This is a genomic window from Vibrio tapetis subsp. tapetis, from assembly GCF_900233005.1.
Lineage (GTDB): Bacteria > Pseudomonadota > Gammaproteobacteria > Enterobacterales > Vibrionaceae > Vibrio > Vibrio tapetis.
Window position 1 is genome coordinate 1,889,315 of record NZ_LT960611.1, and the last position, 16,142, is coordinate 1,905,456.

15 protein-coding genes are annotated in these 16,142 nt (G+C 43.5%); 8 read left to right on the forward strand and 7 right to left on the reverse strand.

Features of this window, described 5'->3' with window-relative positions; all coding sequences use genetic code 11:
- Position 1 precedes the first annotated feature (1 nt).
- The 5 genes from VTAP4600_RS08395 to glpT form a co-directional block, all read right to left on the reverse strand.
- Positions 2 to 766, reverse strand: a complete 765-nt coding sequence (locus VTAP4600_RS08395) for a DUF3450 domain-containing protein (protein ID WP_102522388.1) — start codon at positions 764 to 766, stop codon at positions 2 to 4.
- 164 nt (positions 767 to 930) lie between these two features.
- Positions 931 to 3,015 carry a TonB-dependent siderophore receptor gene (locus tag VTAP4600_RS08400; RefSeq protein WP_102522389.1) on the reverse strand — a complete coding sequence of 695 codons (2,085 nt, stop codon included), beginning with the start codon at positions 3,013 to 3,015 and terminating at the stop codon, positions 931 to 933.
- Positions 3,016 to 3,206: 191 nt separating this feature from the next.
- On the reverse strand, positions 3,207 to 4,604 hold the full coding sequence (locus VTAP4600_RS08405) for a histidine kinase sensor domain-containing protein (RefSeq protein ID WP_231897891.1): 1,398 nt from the start codon (positions 4,602 to 4,604) through the stop codon (positions 3,207 to 3,209).
- Positions 4,570 to 5,247 carry a response regulator transcription factor gene (locus VTAP4600_RS08410; protein WP_102522390.1) on the reverse strand — a complete coding sequence of 226 codons (678 nt, stop codon included), beginning with the start codon at positions 5,245 to 5,247 and terminating at the stop codon, positions 4,570 to 4,572. Before VTAP4600_RS08410 ends, VTAP4600_RS08405 begins: the two co-directional genes overlap by 35 nt.
- A 182-nt stretch (positions 5,248 to 5,429) precedes the next feature.
- Positions 5,430 to 6,797: a glycerol-3-phosphate transporter gene (gene glpT / locus VTAP4600_RS08415; protein WP_102522391.1), complete on the reverse strand. Its 1,368-nt coding sequence runs from the start codon at positions 6,795 to 6,797 to the stop codon at positions 5,430 to 5,432.
- A 342-nt stretch (positions 6,798 to 7,139) separates the two neighbouring features.
- On the opposite strand from glpT, the gene VTAP4600_RS08420 reads away from it, so the two are divergent.
- The 8 genes from VTAP4600_RS08420 to VTAP4600_RS08455 all read left to right on the forward strand — a co-directional run bounded on the left by VTAP4600_RS08420 (position 7,140) and on the right by VTAP4600_RS08455 (position 14,523).
- Positions 7,140 to 7,862 (forward strand): amino acid ABC transporter ATP-binding protein, encoded by a 723-nt coding sequence (locus VTAP4600_RS08420; protein WP_102522392.1) that lies wholly within the window; start codon positions 7,140 to 7,142, stop codon positions 7,860 to 7,862.
- Positions 7,862 to 8,659, forward strand: coding sequence for an amino acid ABC transporter permease (locus tag VTAP4600_RS08425; protein WP_102522393.1), 798 nt, complete (start codon positions 7,862 to 7,864; stop codon positions 8,657 to 8,659). The genes VTAP4600_RS08420 and VTAP4600_RS08425 overlap by 1 nt, the downstream gene beginning before the upstream one ends.
- 14 nt (positions 8,660 to 8,673) lie before the next feature.
- Complete coding sequence (locus VTAP4600_RS08430) at positions 8,674 to 9,498, forward strand: transporter substrate-binding domain-containing protein (RefSeq protein WP_231897767.1); 825 nt, start codon at positions 8,674 to 8,676, stop codon at positions 9,496 to 9,498.
- Between the two features lie 92 nt (positions 9,499 to 9,590).
- Positions 9,591 to 10,505 (forward strand): amino acid ABC transporter permease, encoded by a 915-nt coding sequence (locus tag VTAP4600_RS08435; protein ID WP_172443097.1) that lies wholly within the window; start codon positions 9,591 to 9,593, stop codon positions 10,503 to 10,505.
- 91 nt (positions 10,506 to 10,596) lie between these two features.
- Positions 10,597 to 11,556 carry a sensor domain-containing diguanylate cyclase gene (locus VTAP4600_RS08440; RefSeq protein WP_102522396.1) on the forward strand — a complete coding sequence of 320 codons (960 nt, stop codon included), beginning with the start codon at positions 10,597 to 10,599 and terminating at the stop codon, positions 11,554 to 11,556.
- Between the two features lie 134 nt (positions 11,557 to 11,690).
- A complete protein-coding gene (locus VTAP4600_RS08445; RefSeq protein ID WP_102522397.1) occupies positions 11,691 to 12,257 on the forward strand; it encodes a TadE/TadG family type IV pilus assembly protein in 567 nt (188 codons plus the stop codon).
- Complete coding sequence (tadF, locus tag VTAP4600_RS08450) at positions 12,247 to 12,783, forward strand: tight adherence pilus pseudopilin TadF (RefSeq protein WP_102522398.1); 537 nt, start codon at positions 12,247 to 12,249, stop codon at positions 12,781 to 12,783. The genes VTAP4600_RS08445 and tadF overlap by 11 nt, the downstream gene beginning before the upstream one ends.
- Positions 12,784 to 14,523 (forward strand): pilus assembly protein, encoded by a 1,740-nt coding sequence (locus VTAP4600_RS08455; RefSeq protein ID WP_102522399.1) that lies wholly within the window; start codon positions 12,784 to 12,786, stop codon positions 14,521 to 14,523.
- A 47-nt stretch (positions 14,524 to 14,570) separates the two neighbouring features.
- Here VTAP4600_RS08455 and VTAP4600_RS08460 read toward each other — a convergent pair whose 3' ends face one another.
- Positions 14,571 to 14,969: a GGDEF domain-containing protein gene (locus VTAP4600_RS08460; protein WP_172443098.1), complete on the reverse strand. Its 399-nt coding sequence runs from the start codon at positions 14,967 to 14,969 to the stop codon at positions 14,571 to 14,573.
- On the reverse strand, positions 14,909 to 15,928 hold the full coding sequence (locus VTAP4600_RS08465) for a transporter substrate-binding domain-containing protein (RefSeq protein WP_102522401.1): 1,020 nt from the start codon (positions 15,926 to 15,928) through the stop codon (positions 14,909 to 14,911). Before VTAP4600_RS08465 ends, VTAP4600_RS08460 begins: the two co-directional genes overlap by 61 nt.
- Between the last annotated feature and the right edge of the window lie 214 nt (positions 15,929 to 16,142).

The window sequence follows — 16,142 nt, forward strand, 5'->3', positions numbered from 1 at the left end:
ATTATTTGCCCTCCGTCATAACAGACAGCGGTAAGGTCAACAGGCTTGGTGCAATTTGTTTATTGGCAATGGCGTAGGCTTTATCTATGTCTGAACCGAAGCTTTTATCTAACTCCAGCCATTGCTTGGTGTTGTCTTTCCACACCCAGTATCGTTTACCATCGAGGCTGCGAGCCACCAAAGAGAGACGACCTAGGTACAGCATGTCTGCTTCAAGCTCTGTTGAATCCGATGAGGTCAACACAGCGGAATAAGTCCCTAGCTTAATGCCATAGTCTAATTCGATTTGGTAAGACTCTAAAATACGGCGATACTTTTCTGCATCACTGATATCGGCTTGTGACATCATATTTTCTAGCTTTTCTACACGCTCTAATCGCTGTGCCAATCGAATAGGTTTATCTTGAGAGACGGATTGTTTTAAGCCATCGATCATGCCGTACATTAACGGCACTAGGCCTTGTCTTGTTTGCTTGATGCCGTCTATTTGCATAGACAAGCTGTCACTTTCTTGTTCTTGATTGGCAACCAATCGGGCTAAGTGATCACGATAAACCGTTAGATTTTTTACCTCTTCTTGCAGCTGCTCAATCTCGGCCTTCATAGACAGAGTATTGTCTGCACTGGCATTGATGTTCTTTTGGCTTGTTGCCGCTTCACGGTTGATTTTATTTTCAACCGCCCGCGCATCATCCAGTTTATCGGCGTGAGCTGAGGTGATAAACAGCATTGCAAGCAACGCAGACCAAGGCTTAAATCCTTTCATGGTTAGACTCTTAAACAAAAAATTAGAATAATAAGAAACAAAAATATGGGGAACGGATGAGTGTTCGCCATTAAACACACATACTTTAAATGAAAATCAATATCATTAAAACCACAATAAGGAGAAAGCTCTCGCTTTCTCCTTATTTTTAACTCAACTGCCGATTAATAGCGCAATTGAACTGATGCCATGAAGTTACGGCCTTCACCGACTACGACATTTTTATAACCCGCGCCATCGGCAGAACCGCCACCACCGAAGTATTCGGTATCAAACAGGTTTTCAACATTGAAGCGAGCAATGATATCTAGATTTTCATCATAGTTGTGAGTGTGTGCAACACCTAAATCGAATCGTGTGTAACCGTCTTTCTTAAAGGTATTTGCAGCATCGCCATAACGTTCGCCAACATAAACTGCACCTAAGTTAGCATCTGTATTGTTGTCAAAGTTGTAGCGAGTCCAAACACTTGCAGAGTACTCTGGTACATCTGCTGGACGGTTGCCGGATAAGTCATTACCACGATAATCTTGATACTTCACATATTCCGCATTGATGTACATAGCAGAAGCGCTGACAGAGAATTTTTCAGTAACAAAACCTTGCGCTGAAACTTCAACACCGCGGTGATTTTGCTCACCAGCCTGTGTCATGTTTTTCATGTTGTTGCCAAGATCTTCTTCGAATGTACGACCTTCTTCTGTGATGTCAAATAACGCACCCGTTAGGTATAGCTTCTCATCCAGCAAGTTCCACTTGGTACCAAACTCGTAAAGTTTGCCACGGCGAGGATCAAGCTGTTGACCATCGTTCACATACTCACTGCCTGAGACTTCACCCTGATGCTCAAAACTTTCAGCATAGGTTAAGTACAAAGAACCATTCTCTACTGGGTGGTAAATCGCAGCAAGCTTAGGTGACACCGCGTTATCTTTACGGCCATCACTGCGTGTTTCATCAAAACGAGCACCCGCTAACACTTGCCATTGGTCGTTAAACGTCACCATGTCTTGAACGTAAACACCATAAGAATCTGAGTGGCTATGTGAAATTCTTGGTGCACCAGCTTTTGGCGTAGGCGTTGGAACTGGATCATTCGCACCAACAGTAGTTTTATTGAAGCTAGTTTGGTTTCTGTCATAGGTGTAACCCAACCAGTTTGCACCAACAAGCATCTGGTGAGATACGCCTAGCGCATCAAAATTACCCACTAAGTCAACATAACCTGTTTGATGTACCCAATGGTCTTTACGATCTGAACCACCGTGAGTCACCGTACCGGTGCCATCTGGGTTAACGTTCGATAAGCTAGGGAAACTCTCGATATCTTGACGATTGAAGTCTTGGTAGTTAAAGCCCGTCGTTAGCGCCCACGTATCGTTAAGCTGTGCATTCACATCAAAGCCAATGTTCTCAGAACGGTTTTCAATGGTAGACCATTGCGCATCCCAAATGTGCTCACGACCGTTAACCACTTTGCCATCAACAACGAAAGCGCCTGAATCTACGTTCCCTTTGTCGTATGTGTTGTCGTAGTGTAGCGACAAAGTAACATCATCATTGATGTCGTAGTCTACAAATAGGCCACCAACAACACGCTCTGTTGAGTGTGTGCTGCCGTCACCGTATGTGCGCCACGAATCTTCTGTCATTTTTGATAATACAGCACGAGCACGTAACGTTTGCTCGTCATTTAACGCACCGCTTACATCAGCAACGGAACGTGAGTGGTTATTAGAACCTAGGTCTTGGCTAACATTCACTTGAGTTTCGTAAGTTGGCTTTTTAGACACCATGTTTACCATGCCGCCTGGAGCTGAAGTTCCGTATAACAGACCTGATGGGCCTTTTAATACTTCAACACGTTCTAAAAGTTCAATGGGTTGCTTGTAGTAAGACCAGTGCTTACGACCGTCTCGCAATACTTGCAAATCAAAACCACGTAAATTGAAACGCTCACGGTTACGGCTATTACCACCAGCACCGATACTTGCATCGTTTGCAAGAACTTGGCCTAGTGTGCTCGCACGCTGCTCATCAATGATTTGCTCATCGATAACGGTAACCTGTCCTGGGGTTTCTAACTGAGAGGCCTCAATTTTCATTGCGGTGGTGTTGGTATCCGCTTTGTAGCCGTGATCACGACCTGTAACGACCATGTGCTCGTCTGCAGTGTTCGTTTCTGCGTAGGCAACAGGCGCTGACAAAATGGCACCGATAAGTACCGCTAATTGACTTTTAGAAGTCATAATCCTTTATCTCCAATAAACCTCTTCCAAATTGCCAGCCTCTTTGGGCTAGCTCAGAAGAGAAAGCAACAATAAGGGTAACTTTGCTAAGTCACCTCGATTTATGTTGCGAATAATATTGATAATAGTTATCACTTGCAGTTAAATTTACATTCTTTGCATTTGTACAATAATGTAAAGACATCTATTTATTAAAAAATCGAACTTTTTATCGTTGAAAAAGAAAGGGTTACACGAAGGCCAGAAGGTTCCCTATTCTCAGCTTGAACGGTTGCTTTCATCACTCTCATTGACTCTTTTACAATCGACAATCCTAAGCCATAACCACCAGACTGTTTGTCTCGGGCTTGCTCTAAACGAGTAAAAGGGTCGAAGATACTCGCCAAGTGCGCATTCGGTATCCCTGCCCCATCATCTTCAACTTGTAAAATAACCTGTCCATCGGCTAGATAGCCACAAACAGAGACGCTGGCACTGTCTCCTGCGTATTTAAGAGCATTGCTCAGCAGGTTATCAAGCACTCGCAGTAGCAACCTTGGGTCGGCGAAAATGAGTGGCAAATCTTTCGGCACCTCGCTGATGATAGTTTGTGAGCCTTGTTTTAGTAATAAGGCATCAAGTAACGACTGCGAAACCAAAGCGTCAAGTTGTAGTGGCACCAATTTGGGTACGTAGGTCGCCATTTCAAGCTTGCTATACTCCATAATCTCATCAATAAGTTCATTCATTACGTCGGATTCACGACTAAGCTTATCTGCTAACGGGTGTAGTTCCTCTGGGATCTTTTTACGAACTAAATGCAGAGCAAGATTTTGACGAGCTAACGGCGTACGGAGTTCGTGAGAAACATCTCTGATGAGTCGACGTTGTTTTTCAGCCATTTCTTCAATACGAAAAGCCATATTGTCGAAGTCTTTAGCCAGTTCAGCAAACTCGTTCACGTCTTTACCCACCACATCGGCGACTCGAACATGAAAATCGCCTTCCGCAAGTTGACGACTCGCGACTTGCAATTGAGAAAGCGGCTTCTGTAGGAATCTGGCCAACAACAGTGAAAACACACTGAGGATCAAAATGGCGATCACCACTTGGCTCACCCCAAAATAATATCGATAGAAATGCGCTGGATGCTTTGCGTGCGGAAACTGTATAACCAGTTGCCGTTTGTCACTCAACGGCATCGAAATAATGGGCTGATTGACTCGATCTTGTAACGTGGTGTCCAATTGGCGGATAAACCTTAATTTGAATTTAAAATGCGGATGCATCTCTCGACCACTGAGCGCATTTTGTTGTTCATCCAATACAAACAGATAATAGCTTTGCGCTTTTTCCCACTCCGCCAACGCCTGATTACTGCCTTTTTGTAGCAGACTTTCTGCCTCAACGGCCAACGACCGCATGTCGGTTTGGACGTTATCAGGTACTTGCAGCAAGGCTTTCATCAAGGCTCTTTCTGCCAAGTTCTGTGCGCCTAAAATCAAAAGTAAAATAATCGCAAAATAAGAAAAAAGCCGAGCCGCCAATGATTCTGTTTTCAGCCAAAGTGGACACTTAAACCGATTCGACAAAACTGTATCCTTTTCCACGTATGGTCTTTATGTATTGCTTTGGTAACCCAGCTTGCACCAATTTGCGGCGTATATTACTGATGTGCATGTCTAAATTGCGGTCAAACGGGCTGAGATCTTTTTTCAGCACTTTCAGTTGTAACTCCGCTTTAGAAACGACAATGTCTTTGCGATTAAGAAGGTATTCCAACAGATCAACTTCTGTTCCAGTTAAAGGGAGGCCTGTAAGTTGATCTGCAATCACTCGATTCGAGGTTTGTTTCGCGGAATCACTCACAACCATTTGTCGTTGTCGCTCTAACCCTACCCGACGCAGCATTGCCGTCATTCTTGTCAGCAACTCTGGAACTTGAAAAGGCTTAGGCATGTAATGATCGGCTCCAGCTTGCAAGCTATCCATCATGGTGTTTTCATCATTAAGTGCGGTAAGCATTAAAATTGGCGTAGCAAATCGTTGGCAAATTCTACGCGCCATTTGCATACCATCAATATTTGGCAGCATGACATCAAGCAGCACCAAATCAACCGGGTATGATTGCATATGTGCCAAACCAGATTCACCACAATGACAGCAATGCACTTCATATCCCTCTTCAAGGAGTACATCACTAAGTAACTCACATAAGGGGATATCATCATCTATAACAAGAATACGAGACATGTTGATCTTCTAAATACAATGGTTAATGCAAATTATTCGTATTCTATTCCAGTTTTAAGTCATGCTTCAATGACTACGAACAAAAAAACCAGAGGTATTCGATCTTATTGATCGAACCTCTGGCTGTTAACCTGCTTCCGTTAACTGGCTAAGCAGGCAATTTATCGTTGTTAAGGTTAAAACTAAGCGAGTGCTTCTTCCGCTTTTTTAGCCTTGTCTTCATGATGTTTTTTCTCACCAAAATGAGCGTAAATTAGACATATAACCGACAGAACACATGAAGCGGTTAAGACCATGAAGCCACCATCCCAACCAAAGTGATCAACCGTGTAACCCAAAATTGCATTAGCAGCAACCGCGCCACCCAAATAGCCAAATAACCCAGTCAGACCTGCCGCAGTACCTGCCGCTTTTTTCGGTGCAAGCTCAAGTGCATAAAGGCCTATCAACATAACTGGCCCGTAGATCAAGAAGCCAATCGCAACTAACGCTGCCATATCAACCATAGGGTTACCTGCGGGGTTAAACCAGTACACAAGTACCGCGACAGTCACCAGTACCATAAACAAGATACCCGCAGGAGCTCGGCGTCCTTTGAATAATCGGTCAGATATCCAACCACACAATAGCGTTCCTGGAATACCGGCCCACTCATACAAGAAGTAAGCCCAAGAAGATTTGTCTACCGTGAATTGTTTTGCTTCATTTAGATAAACCGGAGCCCAATCCAGCACACCGTAACGGATCAAGTAAACAAAGGCGTTTGCAATCGCTATCGACCAAAGAAGTTTATTGGAGAATACGTACTTAAAGAAAATTTCCTTCGCGGTCATCTCTTGTTCGTGTTCTTCTTTATAGTCATCAGGGTAATCGTCTTTGTGCTCTTCAATTGAAGGAAGACCGCATGATTGCGGAGTATCACGCACCGTAAACCAAACGAAAATGGCGACTAACGTGGCGAAAAATGCAGGCACATAAAAAGCAGCACGCCAGTCATCGTTGAACGCCCAAAGACCAAGTAGGAACATTGGCCCAATTAAGCCACCGCCCACGTTGTGAGCAACGTTCCATACCGAGACCACCTCTCCCCGCTCTTTACGAGACCACCAGTGAACCATAGTTCGTCCACACGCAGGCCACCCCATTCCCTGAAACCAACCGTTTAGGAATAGTAGAACGAACATCGCTGCTACACTGCCCGTTGCCCATGGCATAAAGCCAAAACAGAACATAACCGCAGCCGACATTAATAGGCCAGCACTGAGGAAATACCGAGGGTTGGAGCGATCAGAGACACTGCCCATTAAAAACTTGGACAACCCATACGCGATAGAAACGGCCGCCAAGGCCACGCCTAACTCACCTCGGCTAAATCCTTGTTCAATGAGATATGGCATCGCTAAACTGAAGTTTTTTCGAACTAGATAGTATCCAGCATAACCAACAAAAATGCCGAGAAACAATTGCCAACGGAGTCGAGTGTAGGTAGCGCCGATTTGATCAGCTGGCAGCCGATCAAGGTGTGGTTTGGGTTTAAAAATACCAAACATAGCAGACCTCTTATTATTATCTTAGTTATTGTAGGGCTAGTTCGAATGAATAGTTAAATCTTTCGAACGAATACATTTCGGAAGCATTTTTGCTCGTTTTGTTAAATATTTCCGTGACGCAATCGTTAAATTATTAAATTTTTATTACAAAAATGAGTCCGTTAGTTACCAATGATGTTGAAAATTAAATGTTCGAATTCAATCATGAAACTTATCATTCGAAATAAACCACCCAAATCCCTTTCATCGAAGGCGCTATATTTCAGATAATTAGATGCAATAAACTCACTATGTTGCTATGGTATTGGTAATAATAATTACATTTATGGCTTACCTATCTCTATGAATGCAATAGAGTTTCGCAACGTCGCCAAGTGGTATGGGAAATTTCAGGCACTTAAAAACATCAACCTGACCGTTTCCAAAGGGGAAATTGTGGTTGTTTGTGGCCCCTCTGGTTCGGGAAAGTCCACCCTGATACGCTGCGTTAACGATCTGGAAACCTTTGGAGCCGGTGAATTAGACGTATTTGGTCATGCGCCAAACTCAAAACAATTGAAACCCGGCACCATCGGAATGGTGTTTCAACATTTCCACCTTTTCCCGCATCTCTCTGTTTTAGACAATCTGACTCTTTCGCCAAGACGCACTCATGGCCTTTCAAAAGCAGAGGCTGAAAAGCAAGCTTTGCATTATCTCGAACGTGTGCAGATTATCGAGCAAGCGAACAAATACCCGGTACAGTTATCTGGCGGGCAACAACAGCGAGTCGCGATCGCTCGCGCTTTATGCATGAAGCCTGAAATATTGTTATTCGATGAACCGACCTCGGCACTTGACCCAGAAATGATAAATGAAGTGCTAGACGTCATGACAGAGCTCGCCTCAGATGGCATGACCATGATGTGCGTCACCCACGAAATGGGGTTTGCTAAAAAAGTCGCCGATAAGGTCATCTTTATGGACGAAGGACAGATTATCGAAAGTGCACCCCCCACACAGCTATTCGAACAGCCGAAGCACCAGCGTACTCAACTCTTTTTAGAACAAATACTGAGTTATTAATGACGGTTAGAATTCTAAAACCATTATTGTCTGCTCTGTTGCAGATCCTATTGCTCACCATTGGCCTAGGTTGGTTGTTGCAATCTGGCGCTGAAGCTATGGATTATCAATGGCAGTGGCACCGCGTTCCAGATTACTTGGCATTTTACGAAGAAGGCGAGTGGTGGTCGGCAGAACTCATTCAAGGGCTTGGTGTCACCGTGCATATCTCGGCGTTAAGCCTAGTAGCAACCATTGTCATTGGGCTCGTTACGGCGCTCTTACGCTTATCGAATTCCCTTATAGGTCGTGGGCTGGCAAGAGGTTACATCGAGTTAATTCGAAACACGCCTTTATTGGTTCAGATCTATCTACTGTATTTTGTTTTTGGGCCTATGATAGGTTTAGATCGGTTTTCAACCGCTATTTTGGCATTGGCCTTATTCCAAGGAGCGTATACCGCAGAAGTCTTTAGAGCGGGTCTAAATAGCATTCCTAAGGGGCAGTTTGAAGCCGCGAAGGCGTTGGGGTTGTCCCCTTTTTATACCTACAAAGACGTTATTCTGCCTCAGATGCTACAACGCACATTACCGCCATTAACTAACGAAGTGGTCTCGCTCATTAAGAACTCATCGATCGTCAGTGTCATGGCAATCTTCGACTTAACAACAGAAGGCAGAAACATCGTATCGGAAACGGCAATGCCGTTCGAAATTTGGTTTACCGTTGCAGCAATTTATCTGCTGTTAACACTCACTCTATCAGGAATATCAGCCTTGATGGAGCATAAGCTAGGCGCTCAGTGGCGCACACAATAATGGAGAAAATCAGCATGAAGCTCATAGTAAGAACTGCGTTTAAAAAAGTGGCGGCCATCATACTGGGTGCAGCAGTGGCCCTGCCAACTCTAGCGAGTGAAACCCCTAACCTAGACAAAATCAACGATCGAGGCACTTTACGTGTGGGTATGTCCACATTTGTTCCGTGGGCCATGCGCGACAAGCAAGGTGAATTAATCGGATTTGAAATCGACGTAGCGAAACGCTTAGCGCAAGATTCAGGCTGGAAAGTCGAATTTGTTCCTACGGCTTGGGATGGCATTATTCCCGCTCTGCTCGCTAAAAAGTTCGATGTCATTATTGGGGGGATGTCCATCACACCTGAACGTTCCAAGAGTGTTCTTTTTAGTGAACCTTATTCTCACTCTGGTGTTCAAGTGGCTGCAAATCGCACCTTAGCGGATGGGTTCAATACCGCAGAGGACTTCAACTCTCGCCGGGTGAAAATTGCAGCTCGTCGTGGTGCCTTTACAGTACAAGTGGCACGAGAAACCTTCCCTAAGGCTAAAATCTTGCAGTTTGATGACGATGCGCAAGCATTCCAAGAAGTATTGAATGGCAACGCTCATGCGGTGATCGCATCAAGCCCTAAACCCGAACACGAAGCGGTCAAGAACGCCAAAACGTTATTCATTCCATTTGAAGAACGTCTATCTAAAGGTAACGAGGCTTTTGCTGTTCGCTTATCTGAAGCAGATAAAAAAGCGTTCTTTGATGACTGGATACAAGCAAGAACGGAAGACGGTTGGCTAACTGAACGTTATGAGTATTGGTTCTCGACTTTAGATTGGCAAAACCAGATCGCTTCCGGTCAATAATGCCACCAATGAAGAGCAAAGCAGCTATCGCTTCGCTCTTCCTATTATTTACGCTCGCGCCGTTTCTTTTATTGTCATGAATTAGGGTTAATTTGAACAGCCAAACCTCAGTGGATAACAAATCATCACGACCACAGCACTTGCCACAATGGCGTCCAAACTGGCTCGACCTAGTGTTATTAGTATTAGTGGCTTTGGGCGCAGTATGGCTATATCAACGCTGGTCAATCGGCGTGCAATATCATTGGCGTTGGGCTGATGCCATTGATCTGATTTTTACGCCAAGAGCAGACGGCAGCCTACCCTATTTCTTTCAAGGCCTATTATCTACCATACGCCTCAGTCTCTGGGGGCTAGTTTTAGCACTCATATTAGGCACAGCACTTGGCGTTGCACGATTTTCTGATGTTTCCTTGCTACGCATTCCTGCCAATGCCTTTATTCAATTAATTCGAAACATTCCCCCTTTGGTGTTTGTCTTCATTTTCTACTTTTTTGTTTCCAATCAGTTGATCCCTTTACTGGGTTTAGACGGATTATTGCGTGAACACAATGGCGATATTAATGCAATTCAATTGGTCATTTTTGGACCCGCCAATTTATGGGAAAATCTACTCTCTGGTGTGCTCTGCATTGGTTTGTTGTCATCGGCTTACATTGCCGAGATTGTCAGAGCAGGTTTAGCTGGAATTCACCAGGGGCAATGGGAAGCAGCTGACGCCCTGGGCTTGTCAACATGGTCTAAGTATCGCTATGTGATTGCGCCTCAAGTTCTTTCTGCGATCACCCCAACCTTAGCTGGTCAAACTATCTCTCTGGTCAAAGACTCATCCATTGTTGCGCTGATTTCCATTCAAGAGCTGACCTTTGTGGGGACTGAAATGGCCAATTCCTCTGGCTTAATATTCGAAATCTGGTTATTGGTAGGCGTTTGTTATCTGTTGCTCTGCTTGGGGCTCTCTTTAGCCTTTAGCCGACTGGAGAAAAATGCCGCTTGGAGGCCTTGATTTAAGGCCAATTAAACCTTACAAAAAGTAAATGTATCATGGGTTTTTACGCTATATTTTAAGTTACATCGCTTTGAATTAAGGTGCGTGAATGTCCCACTCGACTCTGGCTAGTGCTCTAATGAAAAACCCAGACATCATACATCTGGTTTTCGAAAGCATGCCCGAGCCAACTTTTCTCATCAATAAACATGGAGTCTACTTAGAAGCATGGGGAGGAACGGACACCAGCCGCCATCATTCCCCTTCTACACTGATAGGCTTAAATCAATACGATGTCTTGCCAGAACACCTCGCCCATTGGTTTAGCTCCATCATCATAGAAGTCATTGAGTCTGGCGTGCCCAAAGAGCTAGAATACGACCTTCATCCCAAAGACTTACCTTGCTTTAAAGGGCAAGAAGGGCCCACAGAACTACAACAATTTAACGCCTTTGTCGTGCCACTGAGTGACCTAAATATGGTCCTTTGGACAGTTCGAAATATCACTGAATACAAATCCAACATACGCCGTTTAGCTCAGCATCAAAGCGAATTAGAGAAGCTGACATTCACAGACCATTTAACACAAGTGCATAATCGGTTTGCACTCGAATCTCTGTTGCCAACGGAGTTAAAACACGCCGAGATAGAACAACACGACACAGCAATATTCATGATAGACATCGACCATTTCAAACAACTGAACGATCATTACGGTCACATCAAGGGCGACGAAGCTCTAAAACAAATTGGCAAGCAATTGAATGATTGGATTGATGATAACGGTGTGTGTTTTCGTTACGGGGGAGACGAATTTCTTGTATTTATTCGAAACATCAGCCGATCAGAATGCCAACAAAAAGCTCAAGTTTTACTATCACACGTGTCTCAATTACGAATACCCAACATTAACTCGCCTATATCGCCTCACTTATCCATAACGATTGGCATCAAACACTGCTCTTATTCAAACGACGCGATGGATTTAGAGCAAATAGTCATGATGGCTGATCAAGCACTTTTATACGCTAAACAAAGGCAAAGAGGCACCATTCATATTCTTACCTAATCCGAAAAGGCAAACGGTTGCTTTTTTATTGTCTTTCATTAGCAAAAAATGATTTAATGCCGCACTATTAACATTTTTGGGCTGAAGCAACGTTTAACGCCCGTTTTTTGTACATCACAATAGAAACCATCGCCATGAAAATCGCGCCAATTAGTAAACAACAAGGTGTTTTTGCCATTGAGTTTGCTTTGGGCTTTATCGTCCTATTTATGTTCACTGTTCTCATTTTTGAAGTCTGCCGGCTTACCTATATTTGCTCGGTTCTCGATTACGCTTCAGCTGAAGCTGCACGGGATGCGCGGGTGCAAATGCACAAAAACAGCGACTTTGAAAAATACCGAGAGAAAAATTGCACCGACCTTTCAGATCCAATCGAGATCCAGCGCTGTAAACACATTCAGTCTTTTTCTGGTGATCAGTTCGCCTTTTATTTTGAGCAATTTGTTCACGATAACGGAGGAAAACTGTGGGAAGTGTTTACTTCAAAGAAAAAAATGGAGATCAAAGCTTCCCACTACAAATCACTGGATGATCTTGATCAACAACGCATCAACACCAGTTGGAAGCAAAACGCTATTTCTGAATATCAATTGACTTACCACTACACCCCCATTTTCTTCAAATGGTCATTCACTAACACAGATATAACCAGACATGTTTTAGTGATAAGTGAATTCGAGAGGCTTGATCGTGTTAAATAAAAACCGACAACAGGGTGTCTTTTCAATTGAAATGGCATTTGTTCTGCTGGGTATGGGTGCATGCTTATACTTCTGTTTTGACTTGGGTTACCAGCAAATCCGCAAAAGCCAACTAGAGCGGGTGTCCTATTCGCTTGTCAGCTTGCTTAAAGAGCGGTCTCTATTTTATTCAGATGATCAAACTCAACCCAATTACCGCCCAAATTTCCAAGAAACTGAGCAGCTGCAAAGATTGGCTGCCCGCTTTTTGAATGTAAAAACGGGTGACGTGTCCGTCATTGTGGAGTCACGAGTCTCTGGTAGAAGGGTTGTCATTAAGAAATTGGCGAGCAATGTTCCCTGTGAACTGAATTACCCCTTGAATCAGTCACTCGCGGTTAGCTCTGGAGGAAAAAAATCAGAAGCACCTATTTACCAAGTTACCGTGTGTCAGATTGTTCCTGCTTGGTTTGAACGCATTGTTGGGAATCAAGCCGAAAAAAATGACCGCGTTCTATCCGCCCACTCCACCTTCGTAGGTCGCTAGATGAAAAAAAATTCACAAACTGGTGCCGCCGCCATTTACTTTGTTTTTATCCTTATCGCCATTACCGGCATGGCGGCTTTGAGTATTGAAGGTGGGCGATATATTAGCAGCAAAGCTCGCTTAGGCGACGGACTTGAAGCGGCGTCAATTGCTGTTTCCACACAAGATAATGTGCGCGATAAACACTTTAAAAGTCAGCCAGCAGAAGACCTTGCCCGTAATTGGCTATCTCATTACATTACCGATGCTAAAAACATCACTGTTGGCGTAAAGCGTAGTGTTAAAGAAGATTTCTACAACATCAGCCACACGAAAAAGACCGAACTGGGTTACTTTCGCTATGAACTGAACGCAAACACAACACACGAATCTTGGTTCAAATTTTCTGAATTACCAAGCTTTGATAAAAAAGTAAACGTAGCCAACACAGGAGTAGCAGGCCGAATGCTTGCACAAGGTGGTGGTGACTTCGTATTTGTAGCGGATTTCTCTGAGTCAATGGATGATGATGACGAACCAAACGGCAAAGATAACGATTTCGAAAAGTTCGATAACATGAGAGCGGTAATCAAGGCGCTTACAACCAAAATCTATGATTCCGACACACAGTCAACATTTGGCTTCATCCCTTTTGCTAAACGTATTGTGATCAAGCGAAACAACCGATTTTATTGCGTGTCCACTCTTAAATCACCCGCCAATTCGGACTTTGAATACATTCGAGGAGGCGGACGTTTTTATTCAAAGAACTACGATTATTTTGATTTTTCCAATCTGATGCGAACTGTCTATAAAGATAAAAACGGTGAAGGTAAAGGGAAAATCGAACGCGAAAAAATGTTTAATCGTTATGGATTTACCGACCAGCAAAAATCCATCGCTAGAAACTATGTTCGTTGGTTAACTGAATATGACGATAAAGATGACGATTGTGACGAAGATGATGATTATGATCGCAATGACAAGAGCTGGGGAAAATGTTCTAAAATGCCGTTCCGAATAGGCAACAATACTCACATTGATTACAACACCATCTACAATCATATTGACGTAGCCCGAACTGCTCGCGAGATCAGTATAGAAAAAGAACCGATGTTCTATGCTCCTATGCCATATGATAAAAAACGGAATAACTTTGATTTATACGATGATGATGACGATGATGAGATTGCCTTTGAACGCTATTGTGGCGACGACGACTTAGAGTTTTACAATATCGAAAGACGTGGATTCGAAAACAAAAATGAATTAAATGACCACTTCCTTGCGCCCATTAGAAACATGGATGATGAAGATGGCGGCACAGACATGTACCAAGGCTTGCTAGCAGCACCTCATCAGTTTTACGGCAGTACTGCGAAAAATCGTTACATTATCGTACTGAGTGATGGCGGTGAAAATAACACTATGTTCAGCGAGCTAGTGAATCATGGCATGTGCGACAACATTCGAAAAGCATTACAACGTAAATCGAACCAAACTCATCATGACGCCAAACTGATATACGTTAAGTTTCCAGCAAGTTCTCATGATTATGGGACAAATGGTAAAACAGAAGCGGCTTACCAGCAGTGTTTTGATCATACCATTGAGTTTACATACGAGCGTAAAAGCCACTTACTTAAAGGTGACGAGATTGATAGCAAAGCAGTGGATGAGGTAGTGAAAAAGCTTCTTGACCTTATTGCTAGATCTTCGACCCACGACAATAACTACAACTTCAATCGCAATAAAGGCTAACTGATCGGGATTGTGGATGAAAAGGGGTAGTCATAACTGCCCCATTTTTACGAAGCAGAAGCAGACTCAACGCGATTACGCCCATTTCGCTTAGCATGATACAAAGCGTCATCGGCTCGGCGAAATGCATCATCTGTCGCATCTTGTTTTAGTACTTCCGTTACACCGAAACTGGCTGTACAGCCGGTGTTTCCAATACCAAAATCATATTCCTCTATGGTTTTTCGTACGCTTTCCGCTCTAAGTAGCGCAGACTCTAAGGTGCAATCCGAGCAGACAAATAAAAACTCTTCTCCTCCCCAGCGGCCAATACGATCGTTCGTAGCCAAATCGTTTTTAAATACATCGGCGAGCAGTTTGAGTACCTTATCCCCCATGAGGTGCCCTAAATTGTCATTAACCTGTTTAAAATGGTCAATATCAACCAAAATAATAGAAAATGGCAAGCCTGAGTTAAGCAGTTTCTGGCGCGAAAACTCAACCTCATCTTCAATTTTTTACGATTGAACAGCCCGGTTAAGCTGTCTGTAATTGAAATAAGCTCTAACGCTTCGGTGCGAAGCTTAACCTGTCTTTTTAAAACCACGATGTACACTAATGATGATATTAAAATAAATGCCGTCATACCGAAGATTAAAGACGGCATGAGCCAGGTAGGGATCCGAGACTCTGGTAGCATCCACTTGTTAACGATACGGTTAAAGTCTCCGGTGGGCATCGAGTCTAAACCTTGATTAACCAACGCCAGTGTCGTTTTATTTCCAACAGGAACGGCGGCCTTTAAATTTTCGCGGTAGAGGGTTTCTACGACATAGAAATCTTCAGGTGTACTCCACTGATGCAAATAGTACATGGCTGCGGGGTAATCACTAATAAAGGCAAGTACCTCACCATCAACGGCCGCTTGAATCGCATTAACGCTGTTTGCATAAGGCAGCAGCTCAATATCTGGATAATGCTCTGCCATATGATTTTGCTCAAACCCTCCTTCCGTTATCGCAACCGGAACACCAGCAAGCTCTGCAATGCTACTCACTTTCAGCTTATGAGACACAAATAAGCGGGTTGCTAACGGCACATTAATTGTAGAAGAGAAATCCATATACTCCCGCCTTTGCTCAGACTCAAACAGCCCTGCATGCACATCGACTTTCCCTGCTTTAATTAAATCTAGGCTGGTTTGCCATTTGGTCAGTTTAAACTCAATGACAACCTCATTCTGCACTCCAAATTCACGCCAAAGATCAATCAAAATGCCGTCCGGTTCGCCCTGTTCATTGATAAAAGAGAACGGCGGCCATGTGGCTGAGTTAGTAACAACAAGCGTTTTTTCGGTGGCAGGAATGTAGGCAGAATAAAGAACTGAACAGAAGACAAAAATAATGAAGGTACTGCAATTTTTCATCTACTCATTTACCTCGCCATCATTCATCATTGACTAGTAACGAGCGTTATCGCAACCATCTCGTTTAAGACTAGTTCACTATTGATAATATCACTTATTAATTATCGAATAGCGTGCACAAAATATGACGTGAAGAAATTGCTAAGTGCGTCGAAACTATTTGAGAGCAGTTTTGATGTATCGCAATACTGAGAAAGGATTGAGAAAAGATTGA

Excerpts from the sequence above, each read along its gene's own strand:
- VTAP4600_RS08430 (WP_231897767.1), top strand. The coding sequence starts at position 8,674 with ATGAAGCTCATAGTAAGAACTGCGTTTAAAAAAGTGGCGGCCATCATA.
- VTAP4600_RS08425 (WP_102522393.1), top strand. The coding sequence starts at position 7,862 with ATGACGGTTAGAATTCTAAAACCATTATTGTCTGCTCTGTTGCAGATC.
- VTAP4600_RS08445 (WP_102522397.1), top strand. The coding sequence starts at position 11,691 with ATGAAAATCGCGCCAATTAGTAAACAACAAGGTGTTTTTGCCATTGAG.
- glpT (WP_102522391.1), bottom strand. The coding sequence starts at position 6,797 with ATGTTTGGTATTTTTAAACCCAAACCACACCTTGATCGGCTGCCAGCT.
- VTAP4600_RS08400 (WP_102522389.1), bottom strand. The coding sequence starts at position 3,015 with ATGACTTCTAAAAGTCAATTAGCGGTACTTATCGGTGCCATTTTGTCA.
- VTAP4600_RS08410 (WP_102522390.1), bottom strand. The coding sequence starts at position 5,247 with ATGTCTCGTATTCTTGTTATAGATGATGATATCCCCTTATGTGAGTTA.
- VTAP4600_RS08440 (WP_102522396.1), top strand. The coding sequence starts at position 10,597 with ATGTCCCACTCGACTCTGGCTAGTGCTCTAATGAAAAACCCAGACATC.
- VTAP4600_RS08455 (WP_102522399.1), top strand. The coding sequence starts at position 12,784 with ATGAAAAAAAATTCACAAACTGGTGCCGCCGCCATTTACTTTGTTTTT.
- VTAP4600_RS08420 (WP_102522392.1), top strand. The coding sequence starts at position 7,140 with ATGAATGCAATAGAGTTTCGCAACGTCGCCAAGTGGTATGGGAAATTT.
- VTAP4600_RS08395 (WP_102522388.1), bottom strand. The coding sequence starts at position 766 with ATGAAAGGATTTAAGCCTTGGTCTGCGTTGCTTGCAATGCTGTTTATC.
- VTAP4600_RS08465 (WP_102522401.1), bottom strand. The coding sequence starts at position 15,928 with ATGAAAAATTGCAGTACCTTCATTATTTTTGTCTTCTGTTCAGTTCTT.